General features: G+C 63.1%; 28 protein-coding genes. 10 read left to right on the forward strand and 18 right to left on the reverse strand.

Going from position 1 to position 25101, the window contains the following annotated elements:
• Window positions 1-2: 2 nt before the first annotated feature.
• Window positions 3-248, forward strand: coding sequence for a YheV family putative zinc ribbon protein (locus BLR92_RS08585; protein ID WP_089727557.1), 246 nt, complete (start codon window positions 3-5; stop codon window positions 246-248).
• 93 nt (window positions 249-341) lie between these two features.
• Here the strand turns inward: BLR92_RS08585 and sodC are convergent, their stop codons facing one another.
• The 3 genes from sodC to BLR92_RS08600 form a co-directional block, all read right to left on the reverse strand.
• Complete coding sequence (sodC, locus tag BLR92_RS08590; RefSeq protein ID WP_089727558.1) at window positions 342-869, reverse strand: superoxide dismutase family protein; 528 nt, start codon at window positions 867-869, stop codon at window positions 342-344.
• 104 nt (window positions 870-973) lie between these two features.
• Window positions 974-1813, reverse strand: coding sequence for a methylenetetrahydrofolate reductase [NAD(P)H] (gene metF, locus BLR92_RS08595; protein WP_089727560.1), 840 nt, complete (start codon window positions 1811-1813; stop codon window positions 974-976).
• 201 nt (window positions 1814-2014) lie between these two features.
• Window positions 2015-2596 carry a helix-turn-helix domain-containing protein gene (locus BLR92_RS08600; protein ID WP_245704151.1) on the reverse strand — a complete coding sequence of 194 codons (582 nt, stop codon included), beginning with the start codon at window positions 2594-2596 and terminating at the stop codon, window positions 2015-2017.
• 148 nt (window positions 2597-2744) lie between these two features.
• Here BLR92_RS08600 and tdh point away from each other — a divergent pair, with 148 nt between their 5' ends.
• Both tdh and BLR92_RS08610 read left to right on the forward strand, forming a co-directional pair.
• Entirely contained in the window at window positions 2745-3770 is a 1026-nt protein-coding gene (tdh, locus tag BLR92_RS08605; RefSeq protein WP_089727564.1) for an L-threonine 3-dehydrogenase, read from the forward strand.
• Window positions 3771-3849: 79 nt separating this feature from the next.
• Entirely contained in the window at window positions 3850-4590 is a 741-nt protein-coding gene (locus BLR92_RS08610) for a trimeric intracellular cation channel family protein (protein WP_089727566.1), read from the forward strand.
• A 10-nt stretch (window positions 4591-4600) separates the two neighbouring features.
• Here the strand turns inward: BLR92_RS08610 and BLR92_RS08615 are convergent, their stop codons facing one another.
• The gene (locus BLR92_RS08615; RefSeq protein ID WP_089727567.1) at window positions 4601-5548 is read right to left on the reverse strand and encodes a cation diffusion facilitator family transporter; all 948 of its coding nucleotides are present in this window, start codon (window positions 5546-5548) and stop codon (window positions 4601-4603) included.
• A gap of 176 nt (window positions 5549-5724) precedes the next feature.
• Between BLR92_RS08615 and BLR92_RS08620 the strand changes: the two genes are divergently transcribed.
• Window positions 5725-6654, forward strand: coding sequence for an AEC family transporter (locus tag BLR92_RS08620; protein ID WP_089727568.1), 930 nt, complete (start codon window positions 5725-5727; stop codon window positions 6652-6654).
• A gap of 5 nt (window positions 6655-6659) precedes the next feature.
• On the opposite strand, the gene BLR92_RS08625 is transcribed toward BLR92_RS08620, so the two are convergent.
• Together BLR92_RS08625 and BLR92_RS08630 are read right to left on the reverse strand one after the other, a co-directional pair.
• The gene (locus BLR92_RS08625; protein ID WP_089727570.1) at window positions 6660-7313 is read right to left on the reverse strand and encodes a glutathione S-transferase family protein; all 654 of its coding nucleotides are present in this window, start codon (window positions 7311-7313) and stop codon (window positions 6660-6662) included.
• Window positions 7310-8185: a UDP-2,3-diacylglucosamine diphosphatase gene (locus BLR92_RS08630; protein WP_089727572.1), complete on the reverse strand. Its 876-nt coding sequence runs from the start codon at window positions 8183-8185 to the stop codon at window positions 7310-7312. The genes BLR92_RS08625 and BLR92_RS08630 overlap by 4 nt, the downstream gene beginning before the upstream one ends.
• A 165-nt stretch (window positions 8186-8350) precedes the next feature.
• Between BLR92_RS08630 and BLR92_RS08635 the strand changes: the two genes are divergently transcribed.
• From BLR92_RS08635 to BLR92_RS08650, 4 genes are all read left to right on the forward strand, one after another.
• On the forward strand, window positions 8351-8725 hold the full coding sequence (locus BLR92_RS08635; RefSeq protein ID WP_089727575.1) for a DUF6152 family protein: 375 nt from the start codon (window positions 8351-8353) through the stop codon (window positions 8723-8725).
• A gap of 9 nt (window positions 8726-8734) precedes the next feature.
• Window positions 8735-9199 (forward strand): hypothetical protein, encoded by a 465-nt coding sequence (locus BLR92_RS08640; protein WP_089728034.1) that lies wholly within the window; start codon window positions 8735-8737, stop codon window positions 9197-9199.
• Window positions 9200-9283: 84 nt separating this feature from the next.
• The gene (locus BLR92_RS08645) at window positions 9284-9730 is read left to right on the forward strand and encodes a DUF411 domain-containing protein (RefSeq protein WP_089728036.1); all 447 of its coding nucleotides are present in this window, start codon (window positions 9284-9286) and stop codon (window positions 9728-9730) included.
• A 7-nt stretch (window positions 9731-9737) separates the two neighbouring features.
• Window positions 9738-10169, forward strand: a complete 432-nt coding sequence (locus tag BLR92_RS08650; protein WP_089727577.1) for a YqaA family protein — start codon at window positions 9738-9740, stop codon at window positions 10167-10169.
• A 38-nt stretch (window positions 10170-10207) separates the two neighbouring features.
• On the opposite strand, the gene mntR is transcribed toward BLR92_RS08650, so the two are convergent.
• Window positions 10208-10705 (reverse strand): manganese-binding transcriptional regulator MntR, encoded by a 498-nt coding sequence (gene mntR, locus BLR92_RS08655; RefSeq protein ID WP_175488761.1) that lies wholly within the window; start codon window positions 10703-10705, stop codon window positions 10208-10210.
• Window positions 10706-10907: 202 nt separating this feature from the next.
• On the opposite strand from mntR, the gene BLR92_RS08660 reads away from it, so the two are divergent.
• Together BLR92_RS08660 and BLR92_RS08665 are read left to right on the forward strand one after the other, a co-directional pair.
• Window positions 10908-12044, forward strand: a complete 1137-nt coding sequence (locus tag BLR92_RS08660) for a multicopper oxidase domain-containing protein (RefSeq protein WP_089727582.1) — start codon at window positions 10908-10910, stop codon at window positions 12042-12044.
• A gap of 4 nt (window positions 12045-12048) precedes the next feature.
• On the forward strand, window positions 12049-13203 hold the full coding sequence (locus BLR92_RS08665) for a ZIP family metal transporter (protein WP_089727583.1): 1155 nt from the start codon (window positions 12049-12051) through the stop codon (window positions 13201-13203).
• A gap of 108 nt (window positions 13204-13311) precedes the next feature.
• Here BLR92_RS08665 and BLR92_RS08670 read toward each other — a convergent pair whose 3' ends face one another.
• The 11 genes from BLR92_RS08670 to nuoK all read right to left on the reverse strand — a co-directional run bounded on the left by BLR92_RS08670 (window position 13312) and on the right by nuoK (window position 25089).
• The gene (locus tag BLR92_RS08670) at window positions 13312-13896 is read right to left on the reverse strand and encodes a manganese efflux pump MntP (protein ID WP_089727585.1); all 585 of its coding nucleotides are present in this window, start codon (window positions 13894-13896) and stop codon (window positions 13312-13314) included.
• 83 nt (window positions 13897-13979) lie between these two features.
• The gene (locus tag BLR92_RS08675; RefSeq protein ID WP_089727587.1) at window positions 13980-14624 is read right to left on the reverse strand and encodes a cation efflux transmembrane domain-containing protein; all 645 of its coding nucleotides are present in this window, start codon (window positions 14622-14624) and stop codon (window positions 13980-13982) included.
• A gap of 120 nt (window positions 14625-14744) precedes the next feature.
• Window positions 14745-15575, reverse strand: a complete 831-nt coding sequence (locus BLR92_RS08680; protein ID WP_089727589.1) for a carbohydrate ABC transporter permease — start codon at window positions 15573-15575, stop codon at window positions 14745-14747.
• Window position 15576: 1 nt separating this feature from the next.
• Window positions 15577-16545 (reverse strand): carbohydrate ABC transporter permease, encoded by a 969-nt coding sequence (locus tag BLR92_RS08685; protein ID WP_175488762.1) that lies wholly within the window; start codon window positions 16543-16545, stop codon window positions 15577-15579.
• Window positions 16542-17600 carry an ABC transporter ATP-binding protein gene (locus BLR92_RS08690; protein ID WP_089727593.1) on the reverse strand — a complete coding sequence of 353 codons (1059 nt, stop codon included), beginning with the start codon at window positions 17598-17600 and terminating at the stop codon, window positions 16542-16544. Before BLR92_RS08690 ends, BLR92_RS08685 begins: the two co-directional genes overlap by 4 nt.
• A 91-nt stretch (window positions 17601-17691) precedes the next feature.
• Window positions 17692-19137 (reverse strand): extracellular solute-binding protein, encoded by a 1446-nt coding sequence (locus BLR92_RS08695; protein WP_089727595.1) that lies wholly within the window; start codon window positions 19135-19137, stop codon window positions 17692-17694.
• A gap of 170 nt (window positions 19138-19307) precedes the next feature.
• Window positions 19308-19706, reverse strand: coding sequence for a Cd(II)/Pb(II)-responsive transcriptional regulator (gene cadR, locus BLR92_RS08700; protein ID WP_089727597.1), 399 nt, complete (start codon window positions 19704-19706; stop codon window positions 19308-19310).
• Between the two features lie 295 nt (window positions 19707-20001).
• Window positions 20002-21405 (reverse strand): NADH-quinone oxidoreductase subunit N, encoded by a 1404-nt coding sequence (locus BLR92_RS08705; RefSeq protein WP_089727599.1) that lies wholly within the window; start codon window positions 21403-21405, stop codon window positions 20002-20004.
• Window positions 21405-22904 (reverse strand): complex I subunit 4 family protein, encoded by a 1500-nt coding sequence (locus BLR92_RS08710; protein WP_089727601.1) that lies wholly within the window; start codon window positions 22902-22904, stop codon window positions 21405-21407. Before BLR92_RS08710 ends, BLR92_RS08705 begins: the two co-directional genes overlap by 1 nt.
• Window positions 22901-24784 carry an NADH-quinone oxidoreductase subunit 5 family protein gene (locus BLR92_RS08715; RefSeq protein ID WP_089727603.1) on the reverse strand — a complete coding sequence of 628 codons (1884 nt, stop codon included), beginning with the start codon at window positions 24782-24784 and terminating at the stop codon, window positions 22901-22903. The genes BLR92_RS08710 and BLR92_RS08715 overlap by 4 nt, the downstream gene beginning before the upstream one ends.
• Window positions 24784-25089: an NADH-quinone oxidoreductase subunit NuoK gene (nuoK, locus tag BLR92_RS08720; protein WP_089727605.1), complete on the reverse strand. Its 306-nt coding sequence runs from the start codon at window positions 25087-25089 to the stop codon at window positions 24784-24786. Before nuoK ends, BLR92_RS08715 begins: the two co-directional genes overlap by 1 nt.
• Window positions 25090-25101: the final 12 nt, after the last annotated feature.

Here is a 25101-nt window from a genome sequence, read left to right on the forward strand (position 1 = left end):
CCATGCCGATTCCCAAACGCTTTATCGCCGGTGCCATCTGCCCGCGCTGCGCCGCCATGGACAAGGTGCGTACCTGGGAACAGAACGGCATTCGCTACCGTGACTGTGTCGCCTGCGACTTCTTCGAGCAGCTACCCATCGAGGTACCCGCCACCCATGGCGAACTCGAGACGCGGGTCAATCGTACTCGTAAGGAACAGGAGAAAAGCGACATACAGACGGTGCGGATTCTAGACCCCAAGGGCTGACCTGTAACGCCGCGCCATAACGACGAAACCTCCCGATCAGGGGAGGTCTCGTCATATTCGGTAGATGTAAAAGTAGATGTAAAAAGCGTGGAATTACTGCCCGACGGCACCACAGGCGACACGCCCGGCGCCGCCACCCAGCTTGGGTTCGTCGGAATAGGTGTCGCCGCCTTCGTGAATCATCAGCGCGCGGCCCTCGAGATCGGCCACTTCCAGGCGTGGCGCCAGCACTGGCGTAGTGGCATTGCCTTCTTCATCGACCATCAACACCGGTAAATCGCCAAGGTGGCCTTCGCCATAAGGCCCCTGGTGCGTGCCGGTATCTTGCGGATCGAGATGGCCACCGGCGGCGCCCGCCGGAGTCGTCTCGCCACCCTCCTCCTTCGGCTCGCAGCTCGCGTTCTGATGAACGTGGAAACCATGCATGCCGGCGTTCAGGCCCGACAGATCGGGAGTCAGCAGCAAACCGTAGTCGGTGTCCTCGACGGTCACTGTGCCGATACTTTCGCCAACACCATCCGTGCTGACTTCATGCAGCTCGATTTCCTGGGCACCTTGGGCGGTGCCTGCCAGCAACAGCGAGGCGCCAAGTCCCAGCGCCAGATTGCTCAAGCGTTTCATGTCTAGCTCCTATCCATGGGTTCGACGTGCAACGTGCAATCTCAGGCTAGTCAAGGCATTCCGATACTGCCAAACGGGCCACTCGGTCCAACCAGTCAAGCGCGCTACGTCAGGTTGTCGAGAACCCTTAGCGTCGGCGCGGACTGGTTGAGGGTGTAGAAGTGCAGACCCGGCGCGCCGCCGTCGAGCAGCCGCTGGCAAAGATCCGACACCACCTCCTCGCCGAAGGCGGCAATGCTTGCGCTGTCGTCGCCGTAAGCTTCGAGCTGCTTGCGCACCCAGCGTGGAATGTCGGCGCCGCAGGCATCGGAGAAACGCGCCAGCTTGGTGTAATTGGTGATCGGCATGATACCCGGCACGATCGGCGTCTCGACACCGAGTGCGCGGGCCCGCTCGACGAAATGAAAGTAGGCCTCGGGATTGAAGAAGTACTGGGTGATCGCCAGATTGGCGCCGGCGCGCACCTTGCGCACGAAGTTCTCCAGATCCTTCTCGAAGCTCGGCGCCTGGGGATGCGCCTCGGGGTAGGCGGCCACGGCGATTTCGAAATGATCGCCGGTCTCGGCGCGAATGAACTCGACCAGCTCGTTGGCGTAGCGCAGCTCGCCGATGCCACCCATGCCCGAGGGCAGATCGCCACGCAACGCCACCAGGCTGTCGATATCGTTCTCGCGATAACTGGCCAAAAGCTCGCGCAGCGCGCCCTTGTCGCTGCCGACACACGACAGGTGCGGCGCGGTATTGATACCGCTTTCGCGCACGCGCTTCACCGTGGTGTAGGTGCGCTCCTGGGTCGAGCCACCGGCGCCGTAGGTCACCGAGAAGAAGCGTGGCTTACGCTCGGCCAGGGCATCGCGAGCCAGCATCAGTTTTTCCCGGCCGGTGTCGGTATTCGGCGGAAAGAATTCGAAACTGATGCCCAGTGGATGCTCGTTGGCGCTCATCGGTTCAACCCTCATGAATCTTGTTCAATAATTTTTAATCTTGAAGCTCGCGCACCCACCCAGCGGGCAGCGGCGAACCTTGATGGATACTGGCATTGTGCCCATCAAGGGTGCCCCGGGCCAATGAAAGTTTCGCGGATCACCTTCGATTGCAGTCATGTTCATCTGCGCGTCGCTCGCCGAGGTTCGCCGTGCCGTGCGCTACTGATAGGTGACGACCAGGAAGCACACCAATTCATCGTCGCTGTCGTTCTCGATGGTGTGCTCCTGATCGGCGTGATAGTGGGCCGAGTCGCCCTCGGCCAATGCGCAGCGGTTGTCGCCGGCCTCGACCAGGGCACGCCCCTGGGTCACGGTGAGCAGCTCGCGGGTGCCCTCGAAGTGAGGTGCACTGTGCAATCGGGCCCGCGGTGCGATGCGCAGCTCATAGAACTCGACGCTCTTTTCCAGGTGCAACGGTGAGAGCGTGCGGATGCGACACTCGCGGTCGTCGCGAAACAGATGGTTGGCATCATCGCCGCGCACCACCTCGATGCTCGAGGCGGTCCAGGGTTGGTCGACCAGCTCGCCAATGCTCAGGCCGAAGGCCTGGGCGATACGCAGGGCCACCGCCAAGGTGGGGTTGGCACGCCCACGTTCGATCTGGCTGAGCATCGAACGGCTGACGCCGGAGGCGGAAGCCAGTTGGTCGAGGGTGAGCCCCTTTTTCTTGCGCAGCTCGATCACTCGTTCACAGAGCACCTGGCCGCCACCATCACCCACTGTCGTCTGTCTTGCGGTCACTTGGGGCTCCCCGAAAATCCACAATAAGAGAATATTTTCTTGCATAGTGGAATTTATCTACTATGCTGGAAATAATTCCTTCATAGTAATCACTCAGATGCAGATTGCCAGAAGAAGAGTCCATTCAACACGCTTCGAGGAGACGACAATGAAGGCGCTGGTCAAACGCGAGGCGGCACCGGGCTTATGGCTCGAAGACGTGCCGCAACCGGAGATCGGAATCAATGACGTGTTGGTGCGGGTGAAGCGCACGGCCATCTGCGGCACCGATTTGCATATTTATAAGTGGGACAACTGGGCGGCGCAGACCATTCCAGTACCGATGGTGGTCGGCCACGAATTTGTCGGCGAGATCGTCGAGGTCGGCTCCAACGTCAACGACTTCCACCCGGGACAAATCGTCTCCGGCGAGGGTCACGTGGTCTGCGGGCGCTGCCGTAACTGCCTGGCGGGGCGTCGTCACCTGTGTGCTCACACCCGCGGTATCGGCGTCAACCGTCCTGGCGCGTTTGCCGAGTACGTGGTGCTGCCGATGTCCAACGTCTGGGAGCACCGCCCCGGGATCGACCTGGACGTGGCAGCGCTGTTCGATCCGTTGGGCAATGCCGTTCATACCGCCCTGCAGTACGATCTGCTCGGCGAGGACGTGCTGATCACCGGCGCCGGACCGATCGGTGCCATGGCCGCCGCGGTGTGCCGCCATGCCGGGGCACGTCACGTGGTGATTACCGACCTCAACCCCCAGCGCCTAGCCTTGGCCAAGACCCTGGGTGCGACCCGTACCGTAGATGTCACCCAGGAGAGCCTTACCGAAGTCCAGCAATCACTCGGCATGTCCGAGGGCTTCGACGTGGGCCTCGAGATGTCCGGTAACCCAGCGGCGTTCAAGGACATGCTGGCCAACATGTGCCATGGCGGCAAGGTGGCGATGCTCGGCATTCCCGGCGAGGAGCTGGCCATCGACTGGAACATCGTGATCTTCAACATGCTGACCCTCAAGGGCATCTACGGCCGCGAGATGTACGAGACCTGGTATAAGATGTCGGTGATGATCGACTCCGGGCTGGATATTTCGCCGGTGATCACCCATCGCCTGCACTACAGCGAGTTCCAGCAAGGCTTCGATGCCATGCTGGCAGGCGATGCCAGCAAGGTGATCCTGAACTGGGAGTGATCGGCTCCGTGTAAGCTACCCCGCTGCGCACCGGCCGGGCAGCTTGTGATCATCGCCCCGGCCCGTGACAGGAGAGAGAATGGACTGGGTATATCTGCTGGACCTGGCGGGCGTGGTCATCTTCGCGCTTTCCGGGGTGATCCTGGCTTGCCGCTCGCGTATGGACCCCTTCGGCATGCTGGTGCTGGCGGCGGTAACCGGTATCGGTGGCGGCACCCTGCGCGATCTGGTGCTCGGTGTACGCCCCGTGTTCTGGGTGTCCGATCCCACCTACCTGTGGGTGATTCTGGTCACCGTGGGCCTGGCGATCCTCGGCTTCCATTACATCCACCGCCTGACCCGCACTTTCCTGCCGGTCACCGATGCCTTTGGCCTGGCGCTGTTCACGGTGATCGGAGCACACAAGGCCCTGGCCCTGGGCGCACCCAGTGTAGTCGCCGTGTTGATGGGATTGCTGACCGGTATCGCCGGCGGCATGATTCGCGACGTTCTGGCACGCCGGGTGCCGATGGTACTGCGCCAGGAGATCTATGCCACGGCCTCGATCGCCGGCGGCACTGCCTACGTAACACTGGTCGCACTTGCCACCGACGAGGCCCTGGCCGCCGGCCTGGCCCTGCTGGTGACACTGGGGCTACGACTCGCGGCGATCCACTGGCACCTGACCCTGCCGACCTTCGCCTGGATCGTCAGCCCACCGGTCACACCGCCCACCGATCAAGCCACCGACACGTCTCCCCCCGCACCGACGCCTCCCCGCCGACCCAAGACCCGGGTCAGACTAATCAGTCCCGGACAATCGCGTCGCCGGCAACGCTGAGCAGCGCGGCCTAGCGGCGAGGCGGTGCTCCGACGGTTGTCTCGCAGTCGCCACCGGTCAGGCAGGCCTCGCCCTCGAGTTGCAGGGTCGCATGGCTGATCCCGAAGCGCTCGCGAAGCAGCGCATAAGCGTCGGCGAGCACGCGATTGTGATCGGCATCGTCGCGTACCACCAGGTGCAGGCTAAGCAGTGGGTCCTGCGGCGTCAGGCCCCATACATGCAGGTCGTGCAGGTTCTCGACGCCATCCAGCGCTTCCAGCGCCTCGCGAATCTGGGCGACCTCGACGCCATCCGGCGTTCCTTCGAGCAGGGTATGCGCCGAACGGCGCACGATCTGCCAGGCGCCGCGCAGGATCAGCGCCGCGGCCAGCATCGAGAGCAGCGGATCGGCGGCGTTCCAGCCGGTGAATAATATGATCAGCGAAGCGGCGATGGCGGCAACCGAGCCGAGCAGATCGCCCATCACGTGCATGGCCGCGCCGCGCAGATTGATGTTGCCCTGATCGCCTCGGTGAAGTATCGCGAAGGCGGCGATGTTGACGAACAGGCCGATGACCGCGATGGACATCATCGGCACGGCGAGCACATTGACGGGCGACAGCAGGCGCTCGATGGCTGAATAGAAAACCCAGATCGCGATCGCGAACAGGGTCAGGCCGTTGACGAACGCCGCCAGCACCTGGAAGCGTCGATAGCCGAAGGTGCGTTGGCGATCCGGCGAACGCACCCCTAGGCGAAACGCCACCAGCGCCAGGCCCAGCGACGCGCTATCGCTGAACATGTGGCCGGCGTCGGCCAGCAGGGCGAGCGATCCCGAAACGATGCCGCCGACGATCTCGGCGAGCATGAAGCCCGCAGTGAGCAGCAAGGCCCAGCGCACCCGCTTTTCGCTGTCGGCGGTGACCGTCGGGGTATGGTCATGAGCATGATCGATGTGCGACGAGTCATGATGCGCCATACCATTCTCCAGCCAAGGCAATTCGCCACCATTAAACGCCCTGTAGCCACTACAGGGTCAAGAACCGCCTGGCTGAATTTCTCGGTATCCGGCGAGGCGTATCGAATCCTGACCTGCCATTTTTTCTGCGTAGCGGGCATGATGACGCATTCTCGGCCCAACATGCGAAAGCGCTGATGCTCGACGTCGATCTCTCACAACCGTTGTGGATGCTGCTGACCTTCGTCGGCCTCGGCTGGATCTGCGCGCGGCGCCTGGCAGTGGACCCGCGCCCCATCGCCACGCTGCTGATCTACATCATCGCGCCACTGACCTTCTTTCGCGGTCTGGTTCTGGGCGGGCCCTCCGTCGATTACCTGCTGTTGACGGCGGCGCTGTTCGCACTGGCGAGTGCGATCTGTCTCGCAGTCAGCTACCTGGCACGCCCGTTCTTCGCCCCACAGGAGGCATCGCTGCTGGCCTTTTCGGCGGGCACCGGCAACACCGGCTACTTTGGCCTGCCCATCGCCATGGTGCTATTGCCGCCAGAGGGCGTGACGCAGTATCTGTTCTGTCTGCTGGGCATTACCCTGTTCGAGTTCAGCGTCGGCTACTACATTAGCGCGCGCGGTCAATTCTCGGTGCGTCAGAGCCTGACCAAGATCGTACGCCTGCCATTGATCTACGCCTTCATTGCCGCCTTGATCGTCGCTGGACTCGAGCTACCGGTGCCCGGCACGGTGCTGGAGGGGCTTGACTACTTCAAGTACTGCTACACGGTGCTGGGCATGATGATCATCGGCATGACGCTGGGGCGAGTCTCGATGCGCGCGATCGATAGCCGTTTCATCATTGCCTGCGTCGCCGCGCGCTATGTGCTGTGGCCGCTGGTCAGCCTGCTCGCGGTACTCGCCCTACAGGCCAGCATCGGCATTTCCCCGCAGTTTGCCATGGTGCTGTTACTGCTTGGCGTGGTGCCGATGGCCGCCAACGTGGTGGTGGTGGCCATCGAGTTGAACATCCGCCCCGAGAAAGGCGCCATCGCAGTGCTGCTGACCACGCTGGCCGCGCCGCTGCTGATTCCGCTGTATCTATCCGCGCTGCTGACGTTGTCCGGCTTGCAATGAGTCGCTTAGGCGACGTTCAAATCCAATAGCACCTGACTACCGGACGGACGCTCGCGCAGGCGCTGCACATAAGCGCTGAGCAGTGGCGCATCGGCCACCAGCGGCGCGGCGCGAGGCAGCTTGCTCAGGTAATCGAGCATCGGCACGGCCAGCGCATCGGCGATGGTGAATCGCTCGCCAACCAGGAACTCGCGCTCGCCCAATTGCGCCTCCAGCAGCGTCAGCATGCGCGCCACCTCCGGCTCGGCTTCCTGTACCCTATCCATGCGGATGCTGCCGTCCTCGCCCTGTGGAAACAAGAGCTCCTTGAGATACCGGCGCATGATCGCCTGATCGACATACAACGTGAGAACCGCGCTCCACTGATCGACCTGGGCGCGCTGCCAGGGGTCTTCAGGCTGAAGCGCCGGGCCATCGAAGGCGGCATCGAGATAACGGCAGATGCTGGCGGTCTCGCACAAGTGGCGTTCCCCATGCAGCAACACCGGCACCTTGGCGAAGGGGTTCAGCGCCAGATGCCACGACCCTTGATACTCGCGCTTCTCGCCGCCGACGACATCGCCCAGCGTGTAGGCAACGCCCTTCTCCTCGCAGCACAACTGCACGCTGCGCACGAAATTGCTGACCCGTGGACCGTAGATATGCACCGACTCGTTCATGGCGTGTCTCTCGCAGGGGAACGCCTTGCAGAGTAGCCTGCGCGGCCCCGTGTTTCGAGCCCCATGCAAAGGCCCGGCGCGGCGACCGGTACCGGTGCCACCTCGGGCTCGATACCGATCACCGCACCCTGCCAGTCGATCAGCCGCAACTGGCCCTCGGCGGCTTCCGCCAGCGCCGTGCAGTGCTCGACCCAGTCGCCGTCGTTGCAATACAGAATGCCATCGCGGGCGCTGAACCCCGCCTTGTGGATATGCCCACCGATGTAACCATCGAGCCCCTCGTGCGCCGCTTGATGAATCGCCGCCTGCTCGAACTGAGCGATGTAGCGCTGCGCGGTGCCGACGCGGCGCTTGATGGCGCTGGCCAGTGACCAGTAAGGCAACCCCAGGCCGCGGCGCATACCGTTGCACCAGCGATTCAATCGCAGCACGAATTGGTGCATGCCGTCGCCCAGCGTCAACAGCCAGGGCGCGATACGCACATGCGTATCGAACTCGTCGCCATGACTGACCAGCATGCGCCGGCCATCGGCGGTCTCGTGGATCATCCGCCGCTCGATACACACATTGTGGATATGCAGCCCGCATAGCCGCCGAAAGGCCGCGTCATGATTGCCGGGTATGTAGATCACCTCGCAGCCACCTCGCGCCAGACGCAGAATACGCGCCACCAGCCGTTGCTGTTCTGGCGGCAGTACCGCACGCTTGCGCATCGCGATCAGATCGACCACATCGCCGACCAGATACAATCGGCGGGGGCGCACACGGCGCAGCAGGCCGGATAACAGCGCCGCCTGGCAGTCCGGCGTACCAAGATGGATATCCGAGATGAACAAGGTGCGATAGTCGTTGTGCGGCTTGGCGGGTTGCATGAGCGGGCCCCTTGAGGAAAGCGCGCCCAGTATCGCGGTACGCGGTGACGCCAATATGTCGGCTGCGAGTCAAAACGATGACGGCCGCAGCAGCGACACCGACTTGCAGAGCCACCCAGCACAGCTAGCCTTGAAAGACGCTAACCCGCGACGGAGGTGACTGTCATGATTCACCGCCCCTTGCTCTTTCTGGCCATTGCGATTGTGTCGCTCGGCTTCACGACCGGCGCCGCGTTCGCCCACCATGGCTGGAGCTGGGCCAGTGATGAGCAGATCGAGCTGACCGGCACCATTATCGAGGCCCGCCTGGGCAATCCGCATGGCGAGCTGACGCTTGACGTAGACGGCACGCACTGGACAGTGGAAGTGGGCCAGCCATGGCGCAACGACCGCGCCGGGCTGGAGCAGGGCGATCTGGCCGAGGGTGTTGAGGTCCGGGTACTCGGAGCGCCATCGGCCGATCCGAACGAGAAGCTGCTCAAGGTAGTCAGGCTATGGATCGGCGACAACGAGTACACTCTCTACCCCGACCGCGTCTGACCCGTGCCGATGGATGCGCTGCTGGCGCTACTGACCGAATCGCCACCGGCCCAGTGGCTACGCTTCTCGCGCTGGGGCTATGCCGTCGTCAATACCCTGCATGTGCTGGGAATCGCCCTGCTGGTGGGCGCCATCGTGCCGCTCGATCTGCGTCTGCTGGGATTGTGGCGCCGTGTTACGCTTGAGCCTTTGGCGCAACTGTTGCAAAGCGTGGCGCTAATTGGCTTGCTACTGGCGATCAGCGCCGGCGCGTTGCTGTTCATCACTCGCGCCGATGAATATGCCGCCCAGCCGCTGTTTGCGATCAAACTGACCCTGATCGGGCTGGCCATCCTCAACGCGCTCGCGCTGAACGTCGCCCCCGGCCTCGCTCGTGCCTCAACCGCTCGGCTGCGGGTTGCCGCCGGTTTCTCCCTGCTGCTATGGCCCGCCGCACTGGTGGCTGGCCGCTTTCTCGCCTTCGTCAGCGGCTAAAGATGCTTGACCCTTGAGCAGGGTATAGCTTTAGCATCAAGGCAACTGCGCGCACACTGACTGATTGACTTGAAAGGTATGATGATGAAACGAGCACTGACATCGACGCTGAGCGCTGGACTCCTGATGCTGTCGCTATCACCGGCTCATGCCGACATGGCCATCGACGACACCGCGAAACTCTACAAGAACCCGGGCTGCATCTGCTGCGACCAATACGCCGATTATCTCGAATCCAAGGGAATGGATATCACGATCATCGAAAGTCAGAACCTCGGCCAGGTAAAGGCATCCGCTGGCGTGCCCTTCTCGCTGGCCGGTTGTCATACCATGATGCTCGGCGACTATATCATCGAAGGCCACGTTCCCTTCGTCGCCGTCGAGCGCCTGTTGACCGAACGACCCGATATCGATGGTATCGCCCTCGCCGGCATGCCGCAGGGCTCACCCGGCATGCCCGGTCCCAAGCAGGGGCCGTTCGAGGTCATGAGTTTCGACGACCGGACCACCGCCCCGTTCATGTCGATCTGAATGATCGATGTGGGAGCTAACCAGCTATTTTGGCCTTTTCGTGGCGGCATTGGGTGCCGCCACGCTTCTCCCCTTTCAATCGGAAGCCGTGCTAGTCGGGCTGCTGTTCAGCGACCAGCACCTGGTCTGGGTCTTGCTGCTGGTAGCAACCATCGGCAATACGCTGGGCTCGGCGATAAACTGGCTACTGGGGCTGTATGTCGAGCGTCTCCAACATAAACGCTGGTTCCCCGCTAGCGACGCCAAGCTGGCTAAAGCCAGGCAGGTCTATCACCGCTATGGCCGATGGTCGTTATTGCTGAGCTGGGTGCCGTTCATCGGAGACCCGCTCACCGTGATAGCGGGAGTCATGCGCGAGCCGTTCTGGAGTTTCCTGCCGATCGTAGCCCTGGCCAAGGGCGCACGCTATGTCGTTATTGCCGCCCCCTTCCTGCATTGATTCCATTGTACTTCTGATGGCTGCGGCCCCCATGCTGTCTATTTTTCTTTAGCGGAGTCAGCCAGTGTCGGTCGCGGCTTTTTAGCCAAACTTTCGGCTCGGATCACACGCTCGAATGCCGCCAACGTTTCTTCGCTGACGTGATGTTCAATGCCCTCGGCGTCGCGTTGCGCGGTCTTCTCACTGATGCCAATGGCGCGCAAGAAGTCCACGACGATCTCATGCCGGCGTTTTGAGTGCACCGCGAGTTCGCGTCCCTTCTCCGTCAAGAAGACCGCCCGGTAAGGCTGGCTGGAAACAAGTCCCTCCCGCTGAAGTCGGGCAATGGTCTTCACCGCCGTGGCATGAGCCACCCCGAGCCGCCGCGCAATGTCAACCGCACGCGCCTCCCCAGTCGTGTTGATCAGATCGGCGATGAGCTCAACGTAATCCTCCGCCACCTCGCTCTGATGGGCTTCCCGCACCCGCTTAAAGTTGGCTGCCTGCTGATCCGCATCTGGCAGTGCCGAGCTGGCGCTCGATTCCGATTTCGTCATCGCTGTGATACCCCGATTTTTTACATCACTACTTTTTAAATCACTAAACATAGAAGAGCCGCACGGCTGGCGCGCTCAGGTTGACACTATCTCGTTCGTACATTTTATAGCCCGTGCTATATTATTTAGCTACGTACGCACTATCGAGCCCTTACTGGAAATCTCTCTGGAGAGGTCCATATTCCGGCATCGGAGCAGAGCAATGCAATCCTGGTTTAAGTACCCGGTGACACGACGGTTCCTGCTAGGGGTTGGCGCGTTGCTTGGCGGTACATCGGCGGTTCGACTGGCATTCGGGAAAGCGCCGCCGCCATACCCCCAAGACGATACGCATGCTGCTCAGTCCAACCCGGCAGGTGGGCACGGTACCCATAACGGCATGACTACGGTGGGTGAGGTGAACAATGCTCGCAACGGCTTCGACCCTCACGAGATCCTGACCGATTGGGATAGAGGCACTGTCTCTCGCCTGCCGGACGGAGGTATTCTCCGAGAATTCGAGATTACGGCCGAGGATAAGGAGATCGAGATTGCGCCAGGCCTTCTATTCCCCGCCTGGACCTATAATGGCCGGGTACCCGGCCCGACGCTGCGTGTAACCGAGGGCGACCGGGTGCGGATCCGCTTCCGGAACCTCGGCTCGCATACGCACTCCATGCATTTTCACGGTATTCATTCCGCCCGCATGGATGGCGTTCCGGGCGCCGGAAACGTGCCTCCGGGCGGCATGTTCGTCTATGAGTTCGATGCCTTCCCGTTCGGCTGCCATCTCTATCACTGCCACTCGATCCCGCTGAAGCGTCACATCCATAAGGGGCTTTATGGTGCCTTTATCATCGATCCGGATCCGGACCGCCACCCGGAACAGGCCGATACCGCCCGCTCACGCCTCCTTGGCTCACTCGAGAATGCGCGCTGGCAGGAGTTCGTACTGGTAATGAATGGCTTCGATACGAACTTCGATGATGAGAATGAGGTTTACGCGGTTAACTCGATCGCTCACGCCTATTCCAAGCGGCCCATCGCCGTCGATCGGGCTCGCCCAATTCGGCTCTATCTGGTCAATGTCACGGAGTTCGACCCGATCAACTCGCTCCATCTGCATGCAAATTTCTTCGATTATTATGATCACGGCACCACGCTCAGCCCCACTCAGCGGACGATCGACACGATCATGCAGTGCCAAGGCCAGCGTGGAATCCTTGAGATGACATACAAGGATCATGAGCCGGGCGTGTACATGTTCCATGCTCATCAGTCGGAATTCGCCGAGCTTGGCTGGATGAGCCTGTTCAATGTGCGGGATGTAGCATTGCAGCAGCAGGCTTCGGGAGAGTAATCCGATGAGTCGCACCATTCTCTGGGTCGTTCTTCCAGTCCTGTTGATCATCGCCGTCATGACTGCCTTTCTAGCCAGCGATCCCTTGCGCTCCTTGACCGGAGCCGTACCGCCCGTCGAAGAATTGACAGTTGAGCGTACCCTGCTTGATGAAAATGGTATCGCGCTTCGGGTACGTGCCGGCGGATCGGAGCCGATGACGATTGTCCAGGTACAGGTCGATGGCGCCTATTGGGCCTTCACGCAGACTCCGCGGGGGGCACTGGAGCGCATGGAAACGGCATGGTTACAGATCCCGTATCCCTGGGTGCAGGGCGAGACGCATCACTTAACTCTTTTGACCCCGAGCGGGGTGACCTTCGATCACACCATCGATGTCGCCGTTGCGACGCCTACCGCAAACGCCGATACGCTGCGCACCTTCGGCATGGTCGGATTGCTCGTCGGGATCGTCCCGGTGACACTCGGCATGTTGTTCTACCCAGCGCTGCGCTCGGGTGGCACGCGGACTTTCCAGTTCGTCCTGGCGTTAACGGTCGGTCTCCTGGCCTACCTGTTGATCGACACGTTTGGAGAAGCGTTGGAGTTAGCGGTAGAAGCCGCGCCAGGGTTCCAGGGCAGTACCTTGGTCTGGCTCGTTGCTGCATTGACATTCGCGGTGCTGATGGCTGTCGGCCGGCGGAAGGGACGTGCTCTTGCCGGTGTGAGCCTCGCTACCTCGATCGCGCTCGGGATCGGCTTGCACAATCTGGGCGAAGGACTGGCGATCGGGTCGGCGTACGCAACCGGCTCGGTGGCACTCGGCTCGTATCTGGTGCTCGGCTTTACCCTACATAACCTGACCGAAGGCATCGGCATCGTGGCCCCCATGGTCAAGCAGCGGCCAAGCCTGTGGGTGTTCGCCGCTCTGGCGGCCCTGGCCGGGCTGCCCGCCGTGGCCGGTGTATGGATCGGCAGCTATGCCTTCTCGCCCCACTGGGCAGCGCTGGCGTTCGCCGTCGGGGCCGGTGCTATCCTCCAGGTCATCATCGAGGTCGGTGCGCTGCTGGCCCGCAACGCGCGCGACGAAGAACGACTGTGGCTCTCCGGTACTGCCCTGTCCGGGATCGGCGCGGGTGCCGCTGCGATGTACGCCACCGCGCTGCTCGTTCAGATATGACGGCGAACCTGATCATTCTCGGGCTGGGCGCCATGACACGGCTTGCCAGTTTCATGATCGAGCTGTTTCCGTCTCTGGCAATGCCGGAACCCTGCATAAGCAACGACGTTAAAGAACCCCCGCCTCATGCATATGGGTATAGAAAATCGAGGCGCCGATACCCAGCAGTACCACGCCGCCGAGGATCTCGGCCCGGCGCCCCAATAACGCGCCAACCCTGGGGCCGATCAGCAAGCCGGTGGTGCTGATACACAGCGATACCAAGCCGACGATCGCGACGGCGGTCCAGATATGTACGGCAATGAAGGCAAAGGTCACTCCGATCGCCAAGCCGTCGATGCTGGTGCCAATCGCGGCGATCAGCGTCTTCAACCCGCCATTGTTATCGGCGCTGGTGGAGGATGCCGGCGCCTCATCGGCGCCGCTCAATCCTTCGTGGATCATGTGCCCGCCCACCGCGCCAAGCAACAGCAGGGCGATCCAGTGATCGACGCCGGTAATCAGTCCGGCGAAGCTCGAACCTAGCAGCCAACCCAGCAGAACCATGCCGGCTTCGACGAAGCCGAACACGCATCCGGTGCGGATTGCCGTTTGGAGCTTGACCGTTTGCGACGAAGCGCCGCGCGCGACGCTAACGGCGAAGGCGTCTGCTGATAGGCCGACAGCAACCAGGAAGTTTGACGCAAGAGACATGGGTAGCCCTGATATATGGGTGCAGCGCTTATCATACCTGAACGGGCCGGGGTCGCATGCCGTCCGGCCACGACGCGGCGCTATCAGGCCTCCCGGGGCTCCCCTCGATGGCGGCGCAACTCGCTCGTCGCCTGACGGGCAATCTGCACCGCCGCCGACAACGCCAGACCGGCGAAGATGGCGCCCACTACCAGGTCCGGCCAGGCGCTACCGCTGCCGAACACGCCAAGCGCCGCGAGCAGCACGGCAGCGTTGCCGATCACGTCGTTACGCGTGCACAACCAGACACCGCGCATATTGCTATCACCGTGGCGATAGCGCAGCAATACGCCCAGCACGGCGAAATTGGCCAGCATGGCCAAGAGGCCGATAGCGCCCATGGTCGGTGGATGCGGTGAGCTGCCGGTGGCGAAGTTGTAGAGCGTTATGCCGAGGATCCCCACGCCGAAGGCGGCCATGGTCAGCGCCTTGATCAGCGACGCCCGCGCGCGCCAGACGAGACCCAAGCCCAGCACCCCCAAGCTAATCGCGTAATTGGCCGCATCGCCAAGAAAGTCCATCGAGTCGGCGAGCAGCGAGACCGAATCGGCACGCAGACCTGCGCCGATCTCGACCGCGAACATCACGCCATTGACCACCAGCGCGAACCACAGGACCTTGCGATAGCCCGGCGGAATCGCCGTCTGGCAAGCGCTCGATGCTTCGTTCGCACAGCAGCGTGCACTCATCGTGTCGACTCCTCTCGTGTAGGGACAACTCGAACGATAGAGGTTGTAGCCACTATAGGGTCAAGCACTTTGGATTCCGAGGCCAGACTTTGCACCCTATTGCCGGCACGGGCGGCAATATCAGGTCGCGTTCTTGAAGCCACCCACCAGATAATTGAAGAACAGGCCGTACGCAATCGCCAGCGGGATAGCGACGACCAGCGTGGCCGCCATCAACTCCGGCCAGTAGAAGACATCGCCACGGATCAGCTCGGTCGGTACGCCGGCACTGATGTTGCGGGCCGCTGAGGCGTTAATGAAGGTCGCCGCATAAATGTAATTGCCCAGCGACAGCGAAAACGCGAAAACGGCACAGGCGCCGATGCCCGGATAGACCTGCGGCAGCACGACCTTGCGGAACGCCGTGAATTGTCCACAGCCATCGAGTAACGCGGCCTCGTCGAGCGTGCGTGGTACCGAGCGGAAAAAACCCAGCAACAGCCAGGTACAAAACGGAATCGTGATGGTCGGTAACACGATCACCAGCGACCAGATGCTATTGGCCACCCCTAGCCACACCACGATTTGGTACATGGGAATGAACAGCAGGCTGGGCGGGATCAGATACACCAGGAAGATGGCCATGCCCGAGTGCTCGCCCCAGCGCCCGGTCAGCCGGGCGAGCGCGAATGCCGCCGGCACCGCCAGTAGCAACGTGATCGCGACGACGCACACGCCAACGATGGCGGAATTCCACAAGAACGTGGGGAAATTGGTCCGGGTGAACAGGAACACCAGATTGCTCAACGTCGGCGGCTCATCGAAAAAGAACGGGCTGATGCCGATCGAGTACAGATCGCCGCTGGTCTTGAAAATCGTCAGAAACGCCCAGAGCACGGGCAAGATCGCGAACAGCGTCAGAAATCCGATGCCGCCGTAAAATCCGGTCTTGCGCGCGAGGCTCAAAAACATGCTATGCCTCCTGCGCGCGGTAGGCGGCACGCAGCGCAAGCACCGACACGACCAGCAGAAACGGAAACAGAAACAGTGCAATCGCCGCGCCCTGGGCCAGGCTGCCACCGGCGATCCCCTTGAGATACGCCCAGTACGGCAACACCTGAGTCGAATGCCCCGGCCCGCCGCGGGTGAGGATTTCGATCATCGACATCTCGCCGATCACCAGCAGGCTGGTGAACAGGATCGCCACGATCAGCATGGGCTTGAGTGCCGGGATGGTGATGCGAAACAGGATGCGGAACACCCCGGCCCCATCGATACGTGCCTGCTCGAAGCGCTCCTCGGGAATCGACAGCCGCCCGGCGAGCACGATGATCGTGGCCAGCGGCAACATGCGCCAGACATCGGCCACGATAGTCGAGGCCAGCCCCAGCCATTCGCGGCCCAGATAATACATATGGCTGTATGGCCCGAGCGGGCTGCCCGGCCCCAGCACGCCCAGTTCGACCAGAATCCAGTCCACCGGACTGAAGGTCGAGTCGAGAAACCACAGCCAGACGATGGCGGCCAGCGACACCGGCATGGCCCATGGCAGAATGAACAGGGTCTGGAACAGGCGCTTGCCGCGAAAGCTGTACACCAGCAACTCGCTGGCCAGTGTCGCCAGCACCAGGATCAGGCAGATGACCCCCGCCGTCACGATCAGGCTGTTGCGTAGCGCGAGCTGGAACGCGTCGGTTTGGATCACCGTGGCGTAGTTGGACAGCCCCACGAAGTTGTCCAGGCTCGGATCGCCGATGGTGGCGTCGCTCAGGCTCAGCGCGATCGCCAGCACGAACGGAAAACCGACGAAGGCGACGACATAAAGCACGGCTGGACCGAGCATCAGCCACGCCAGCACCTTGGGCTGATCGAGCCACCGGGCCAACCGTGCCAGCGCACCGCCGTCGCGCGCCGTGGCCACGGTAGCGGCGGCCTTGCTCACGCCGCCACCCCCGCCTGCGAGGCCTTGCGCTCGCCGCTGGCGCGATCGAACAGCCGGACATCGGCCCGCGCGCCGACGAAGCGCCATTGCTCGCCAGGCGAGAAGCGCGGCTCGATGCTGGCCGGCAATCGGGCCACCACGTGCTGGCGCTGCTGGTCGATATCCGCCAGCCCGGACTGCACCGTACCGTAACCCAGCCACTCCGAGCCGAGGTATTCCACGTGTTCGATGGCGACCTGCATATCCAACACGTAGTCGCCGTCGGGTGCGTCGGCGTGCAGACGCAGGTGTTCCGGCCGCAGCCCGGCGACGGTGTGCTCGTCCAGCGGCAGCAGGTTCATCGGTGGGTTGCCGATGAACCCGGCCACGAACAAATCGGCCGGGTCATTGTAGAGTTCGCGCGGCGTCCCGACCTGATGCAGACGGCCCTTGTTGATCACCGCCACGCGATCGGCCAGACCGAGCGCTTCGAGTTGATCGTGGGTGACGTAGAGCGTGGTGATGCGCGTGCGGTCGTGCAGCTCGCGCAATTCCGCCCGCGCCTGGCTGCGGATCTGGGCGTCCAGCGACGACAGCGGCTCGTCGAAAACGAACAGCTCCGGGTCGCGTACCAGCGCACGCGCCAGCGCGACCTTCTGCTGCTGGCCGCCCGACAGGCGGGTCGGCCGGCGATCCAGAAGGTCGTCCACTTCCAGAATCCGCGTGACTTCGTCGAGCTTGGCCTGATGCTGGCTCTTGGGCACCTTGCGCGACACCAGCGGAAACAGGATGTTGTCGCGTACGCTCATGTGCGGATACAAGGCGAACGACTGGAACACCATGGCCACGTTGCGGTCTCGCGGCGGAATGCCCAACACCGACTGCCCGTCGAGCAGAATGTCGCCGGAACTGGGTTTTTCCAGGCCCGCGATCATGCGCATCAGCGTACTCTTGCCCGATCCCGAGGGTCCCAGAATGGCCAGCAGTTCGCCTTCTTCGGATTTCAGGTCGAACCCATTGACCGCCTGAATACGACCATAATGTTTTTCAAGCGCGCGCAATTCCAGCACCGACATATGGCAGGTCCTTATATCGGGTTACGAACGGTAGCGGATGGCGACGCGCCAGCCGCGCCGCCATCGAACAGACATTGGACCGGCACGCTCGCTATTCGCCGCCACCGACAAACCCGCGCTCACGCCATTTCTCGAAGATCTTGCGGATCTGGGCGGCCGCGTTGTCGACGGCTTCCTCGGGCGATGCCTCGCCACGCGCCACATTGGCCATCATGGTCGACAGAACATGCGTCTGGTAGACCTCGCCGACCGCCGGATTGGCATAGCCGGGGTAACCCAGCCAGACGGTCCATTTCGGCGCCGTTCCCAGAATGGCGAGCTTGTCCGCCGGCTCAGAGCCCCAGGGGTCGTTGTCCAGCCAACCGCCTTCCTTGAACAGCTGTGGCACTTGGGAGCGGAATGCCGGGAAGTTGTAGAACTTGGCGTAATAGCTGGCGCTGCTGTAGTTGTTCTCCAGATCAAGGGCGAACTTCTTGGCCGCCGCGATCTTGTCCTTGTCGGTCACGTAATCGGGCATGACGTAGATGAACCACACGTGCGACGGCATCCGCGCCTCGCCACCCGGCCCCTCCAGGCCCGGCCGAAATCCGGTGTTCTCCGTCACCGGGCTGCCGATTTCCTGGGCGCTGCGGAAAAACGAGATCGAGTTCTGGATATACGACGCCGTACCCGCGATATAGGTCTGGTTGTTGGACGCCGGGTTCCAGGCGAACACTTCCGGCGTCATTGCGTTCTCGAACAGCTTCTTCTGGTACTCGACGGCCGCCAGGGTCTCCGGCGAGTCGAACACGACGTTGCCGTTCTCGTCCTGCACCGAGCCGCCGAACGACCAGATCAGCGCACGCGTATAGAACTCCGAGTCCAGCTCGGGCGACATGCCCACCGCCACCGGGATGCCGGTTTCTTCGAATATCTTGGCACCGCCTTCCAGCAGGTCCTTGTAGCTTACCGGGCCGTCGGGATAACCCGCCTCTTGCCAGAGGTCGGTGCGGTACACACCCGGGTCCGGCACCCAGCCATGACAGAAGCCGTACCATATGTCCTTGGCGGGCAGATAGCTCGAGTGTCGACAGGTCTGTGCTCTTTCGCCGAACGCCGCCTTGGCGGCGGCATTGACGTCACCCAGCGGCTTGAGGCCTTCGATGAACGCCGCCGGGGCGGCATTCATTTCAAACAGCGTCGGCCCCTGACCGGCGCCGATGGAAGCCGCCAGGGTCGAGGGTACATCGCCGATGCTGATATGGTTGACGGTCACATTGACATTGTGCGCCTCGCCCCATTTCTGCGCGTACTGGTCGAACCACTCGTCGTAACGCGGGACGAAGTGGCTCCACTGGGTAAGCGTGATGGAGGTGCCATCCGGGAACTGATCGGGAAACTGCATCTTCCCGTAACTGGTCGGAAACTCAGGCGCTGCTGGCTTGAGCTCCTCGCCCAATGCGGCCGTCGATCCGATGGAGAAAATGGCCAAAGCTGCCAAGGCAGCGGCAGCTATCTGCCCAAAACGATGCGTGTGTTTCAAGACCGGTGGTGACATTACGTTCTCCCCCAGCTAGTATTGTTTTTATCACACCAACGACATGTCATCGGTGCGGCTGTAATCCACGACCCTGATAGTTCCCAGCGGGACATAATCACCGCCTATAACACAACGGGACTCCACAGTCGGGCCAACCGCTTTAATCACACTAGCCAACAACGGCTACTCTAGCGAGTTTCCGCGCTAATCCCCGTCAAAATCCCGCAGTCGGCCGCTTCATGCACGCCGCTACAGCGCGTCCGCAGTGCGACGAGTTGCTTCTCCAGGGCCTGCAGCGAGTTGATTTGCGCGCGAACATGCGCTATACGGCCATCGAGCATGCCATTGACGGCGGTACAGGGTTGGTGCGGCTCGTCCAGATAACCCTGCAGTTCGCCAATCTCCGCCAGCGACAGGTTGAGCATGCGGCAGCGGCGCACGAAAGCGAGCCGCTCGACATGCTGTTGCGTGTAGATACGGTAGCCATTCTGTTGGCGCTCTGGCGATACCAGCAGGCCTTCTCGCTCATAGAAGCGAATCGTCTGCACATCGACGCCCACCAACTTCGCCAACTGACCAATACGCATCTCATTACCTCCAATGCCGGCGACTCGTTTACTGTCTTTACCCTATAACCATTATAGGGTTTCCTCACAAAGGAGTCTTGGGCCTCGACTGCACAAAGCTGCCATCGGCACTCATGCAATATTGGTGTGGATCTCGGCCCAGGTGACGCTTGCCTCCAACCCATGCGGTTGTCGATTCACCAAGGCCAGTTGCGCCTGTTGCCGCTGGGCCAGCTCGATGACGCAAGTTGCTCAGCGCGCATGCGGTGGGAAGAAGTTGCAATAGGTCTCGCGAACGAAACGGCCTGGCGCGCCATCACAACGCAAAGCGCAGCGACGCCATCAGGCCCAGCCCCCACTCCACACCGAGGCTCGCCACGAGCAGCACGACGACGCTCGCCAACATCGCCAGCCACGACCAGATGCCAAGTACGTGCACCTCGCCCTCTGGCGCCTTGAACATCGTCACCGCGATCACCCGAAGATAGTAGAACAGCGAGACCAGCGTATTGATCGCGGCGACCACGGCCAGCCAGCCATAGCCGGCGGCGATGGTCACCTCGAAAAGCAGGAACTTGCCGAAGAAGCCGACCAGCGGCGGAATGCCGACCAGCGACAGCAGCGCCACGATCAGCACCGCCGTGACGATGGGTTGCGCCCGCGCCAGGCCGCGATAGTCATCCAGCGCGGTGCGCCCGCGCAGGTGTGTAATCACGGCGAAGGCGGCCAGGTTGGCCAACGCATAGGCGGCGAGAAATGCCAGCAGGGCGCGCAGCGCCTGAGGGTGAGCGCCGATAACCACCACCGCCATCAGCGCATAGCCCGACTGCGACACCGACGACCAGCCGAGCAGGCGGCGCACGTCGCTCTGGCGCAGCGCCGCCAGGTTGCCCAGCGTCATGGTGACGGCGGCAATCAGAGCGACGATGGCCGGCCACGCCTGGTCCACCGGCAGTAGCAAGACGAAGCGCGCCAGCGCCACCGCCGCGCCGATCTTGGGCGCCACGCTCAATAGCGCGACGACCGGCGCCGGGGCGCCCTGGGCAACGTCGGGCATCCAGGCGTGCGCCGGAAACGCCGCCAGCTTGAAGCTAAGGCCGAGCACGATGCACGCGGTGGCGATCGTCAGGGCAAACGGATCGGCGTCGACCAGCGCCTCGGCAGTGCGCGCGTAATCGGTATCGCCGACCAGGCCGAACAAGACCACCACGCCGATCACCAGCAAGGCGTTGGTCAATGCGCCGATCAGGAAGTACTTCATGCCCGCTTCCAGCGCCGGCGCCCAGCCACGATGGTAGGCGACCAGTGGATAGCTGGCCGTCGACGACAGCAGCACACCCACCACCAGCTGCATACTGTCGTTGGCCGAGGCCATCATGATCATGCCAAGCAGCGCGAACAGGATCAGCGCGTAGTACTCGCCGTGCCGCCGGTCGCTGCGCATCCACTGCGGCGACAACGACACGGTCACCGCCCCACTGAAAAGCATCAGCCACTTGGCGGCGATCGCCGGGCCATCCAGCGCCCAGACGCCGGAAAAACTCAGCATTGGCGCCCGCGACCACTGCATCACGCTGAATCCCGTCGCCAGGGCCAGCGCAACCAGCGCCAGCCCGGCGGCCCAGGCCTGGCGATCATGCGATGAAAAGGCGGCGAACAGCACGATGATCACCGCGCCAACCAGCAGGATGAGTTCGGGAAGCAGGTCACCGACCGGCATCAGCGACCCCCTACCAGCACGGCGGAGGACGCCTCGATCAGTGTGAGCAAGAAGCGCGGCGCGATGCCGATGACCACGATGCCCAGCGTCAGCACGGCGAGCACGCCCCATTCGGCCCGGTTCAGGTCGGGGAAGTCGACGAGATGCAGCGGCCGACTGCCGAAGAACAGCCGGCGCAGCAGGTCCAGGAACAGCGCCGCGGTGATCAGTATGCCGACCACGCCGATCACCGCCAGCCACGGATAGACGGCGAAAGTGCCGGCAAATATCTGGAACTCGGCGACGAAGCCGGCCAGCCCCGGCATGCCCAGGCTGGCGAACGCCGCCAGTACGGTGAAGCCGGTCAACAGCGGCGCCTGGCGGGCCAGCCCACCATAGCGGTCAAGGTCGTATTCGCCGGTACGCTGCCAGAAGGAGCCGCAGATCAGGAACAGCGCGCCGGTGATCAGGCCGTGGGCGACCATTTCCACCGTGGCCCCGGTCAGCGCCAGCCGGCGGGCCACGTCAGTATCGCTGAACGCGGCGGCGGCCACGGCGATACCCAGCACCGTGTAGCCCATGTGGTTGATCGAAGTGTAGGCGATGCGCCGCTTCAGATTGCGCTGGCCCAGCGCGACCAGTGCACCGTAGACGATCGCTACCAGCGCGATGATAGCGATCGCCAGCGCGTAACGGGCGAAGGCGTCCTGCATCATCGCGAAAGGCAGGCGAATCATGCCGTAGGTGCCCATCTTGAGCAGCACCCCGGCGAGGATCGCCGAGGCCGGCCCCGGCGCATCGACGTGGGCCTGCGGCAGCCAAGTGTGCAGCGGCACCAGCGGCGTCTTGATCGCCAGGCCCAGCATCAGCGCCAGGAACACCAGTCCGGCATAGAGCCCGCTACCGGCCAATGGCTGTCGCTCGATCAGCACACGCATGTCGAAGCTATGCGGATCGAGCGACAGATACAGACCGATGATCGCCAGCAGCAACGCCAATGAGCCGGCAAAGGTGTAAAGGAAGAACTTGAGCGCCGAGACCTGCGGCTCGCCGTGCCCCCAGCGGCCGATCAGGAAGTACATGCCGACCAGCGTCAGATCGAAGAACACATAGAACAGCAGCAGGTCGAGCGCCAGGAACACGCCCAGCGACATGGCCTGCAAGAACAGCAGCCAGGCATAGTACTGAACATGGTCCTGGCGCGGCTCGCTGCGGGCATCCAGCGGATAGGCGATGGCGGCGACGAACAGCAGCGCGCTCATGGTCGCCACGGCCAGCGCGATGCCATCCACGCCGACCCGATAGGCCACACCCAGCGACGGTACCCAGCGCACCTCGTCGACGTGCTGGAACAGCGGCCCCGACGGGTCGAAGCCGAACCAGGCCACTATCAACGCCAGCAACGACAACGCCGCAGCACCCGTGGCGAACCAGCGAGCGCGCATGGCGCTCCAGCGCTTTGAGCCGGCAAGCGCAAGAGCCCCCAGCAGCGGAACGGCCAGCGCAACGGTGAGAATCACAGCACGACTCCTATCACGAGCATGATCAGGACGATGGCAAAACCGGCGGCGATGCCGGTGTAGTAGTGGTGGGTCTGACCGCTCTGGGCGCGGCGCGCCCACTGACCGCCCCAGTCGGCCAGGCGCGACAGCGAGCCGGGCAGGCCCTCGGCGAGAAACTCGCCGCCTTCGGCATTGCGCCGCGCCAGCCACTTGCCGAAGGCGGCGGTGCCGCGCAACCCGGCATCGACGACGTCGTCATCGAAATGCGCCAGTCTTTCAGCGACAGCGATCACGCCCATGGCGATGCCTTGGGTCAGTGTCGGTAGGCCGAACCAGGCCGCGGCGAACGGCTGCCAGGCGCGCGGCATCGCCAACCAGCCGTGTCGTGTCATGCCGATCCCCCAGACGATGCCCAGCAGCACCAGTGCCAACGAGACGCACAGCAGCCACGGATGGCTTGGGGGACGATCTACATTCAGCAGCGCGACCGCCGTTTCGTGCACCTCGGGCCACCACACTAGCGACAGCAACAGCGTCACGCCGGCCAGCGCGCGAAGCGCCCAGATCGCGGCACCCGGCGGCGCGGGAGCGCCGCTGCGCGGCAATCGTGCGTCGCGACGCGGGCGACCGTAGGCCAGTAGCTGGAAGCGCGTGGCGTAGAGCGCACTCAAGCCCCCGGCGAGTGCCGCCAACAGCGCCAGCCACGTCGCCTGGTGGTTGGCCGCCGAAGCGATCTGCTCCTTGCTCCAGGCTGCGCCCAGCGGGATCATTCCCGCCAGCGCCAGGCTGAATATCACGGTGATCACTGCCACGCCCGGCAGGCGACGGCCCAGGCGCATGGTGTCCAGCCGATAACTGCCGGCTTGGCGCTCGGCCAGCCCCGCCGAGAGGAACAGGCCGGCCTTCATGAAGGCATGCGCAACGAAGTGCAAAAGCGCCACACCGGGAAAGCCTGCACCCACCGCCAGCCACATCAGCCCGTACTGCGCCGAGGTCGAGGCCGCCAGCAGTTTCTTGGCATGACTCTGGGCGATGCCGACCACGCCGCCGGCCAGCGCGGTGGCCAGGCCAATGACGATCGCCGTGGGCATGAACCACGCGACGCCGGCAAGGATCGGCTGCAATCGCACAAGTAGGTAGATACCCGCCGCGACCATGGTCGCCGCATGCAGCAGCGCCGAAACCGACACCGGCCCCGACATCGCCGCGAACAGCCAGGCCGAGAACGGCATCTGGGCCGACTTGGCCGCCGCCGCGAGCACGATGCCCGCCACCGCGACATGTAGGTAGCCGCCATCGAGCGTGGCCAGATCGGCGTAGCCGAAGCCGCCGCTACCGGCGAACGTCGCCGCCGCCGCGATGTACAGCCCCAGGTCGCCGAAGCGCGTGATCACGAAGGCGCGCGCGGCGTCATGGGCAATTCCATTCTCACCCCAACGCTGGGCGATCAGCGCCCATGAGCAGGCGCCGACCAGTTCCCAGGCGATCAGCAGCGTCAACAGATCGTTTGCCAGCACCAGCAGTTGCATGGCGCCAACGAAGGCCACCAGCAGCGCTAGCAGGCGCGCATCGCCCGAGGTCGCATGGAGCCGGTCGTCGCCCAGCTGCAGGTCGTGATAGCCGGTGTAGACCACGATAGGCAGCGCGATCAGCGGTACCGTCAGCGCGAACACCGCGCCCGCCGTGAAGAGGGTCAGGGTCAGCGCCAGGCTATCGCTCCAGCGGTAGGCGTCGGGATTCGCGCCCCAGTCACCGATCACCGCCACACCGGCCAGCGCCAAACTCGCCAGCACGACCAGCGCCGCACACAACGTCAGCCCGGCGCGTTCCCGCCGGCGACCGTACACATACACCAGCGGCGCCAGCAGCAGCGGCAACAGCGCGACCGACCACAGCATCAGTGCTTCAGCTCGCTCAGCGCCTCGGTCATATCGGCCTGCTTGCCGCGGTACACCGCCACCACGAGGGCAAAGCCCATGGCCATCTCGATGGCCATCACCGCCATGACCACGATGGTCAATAGCTGGCCCGGTGGCGCGCCGGCCCCGCTAAGCGCCCAGAACGCCACGGCGGCGAGCATCACGCCATTGAGGATCAACTCGAGTCCCATCATCAGCATCACGAACGACTGCTGGGAGAGCGCGCCATACAGGCCGATGCCGATCAGCGCCGCCGCCAGGAGTAGTAGCATCATCAGTGTCATAAGCGCCTCCTT

This window comes from Modicisalibacter muralis (genome assembly GCF_900102945.1).
Classification (GTDB): Bacteria; Pseudomonadota; Gammaproteobacteria; order Pseudomonadales; family Halomonadaceae; genus Modicisalibacter; species Modicisalibacter muralis.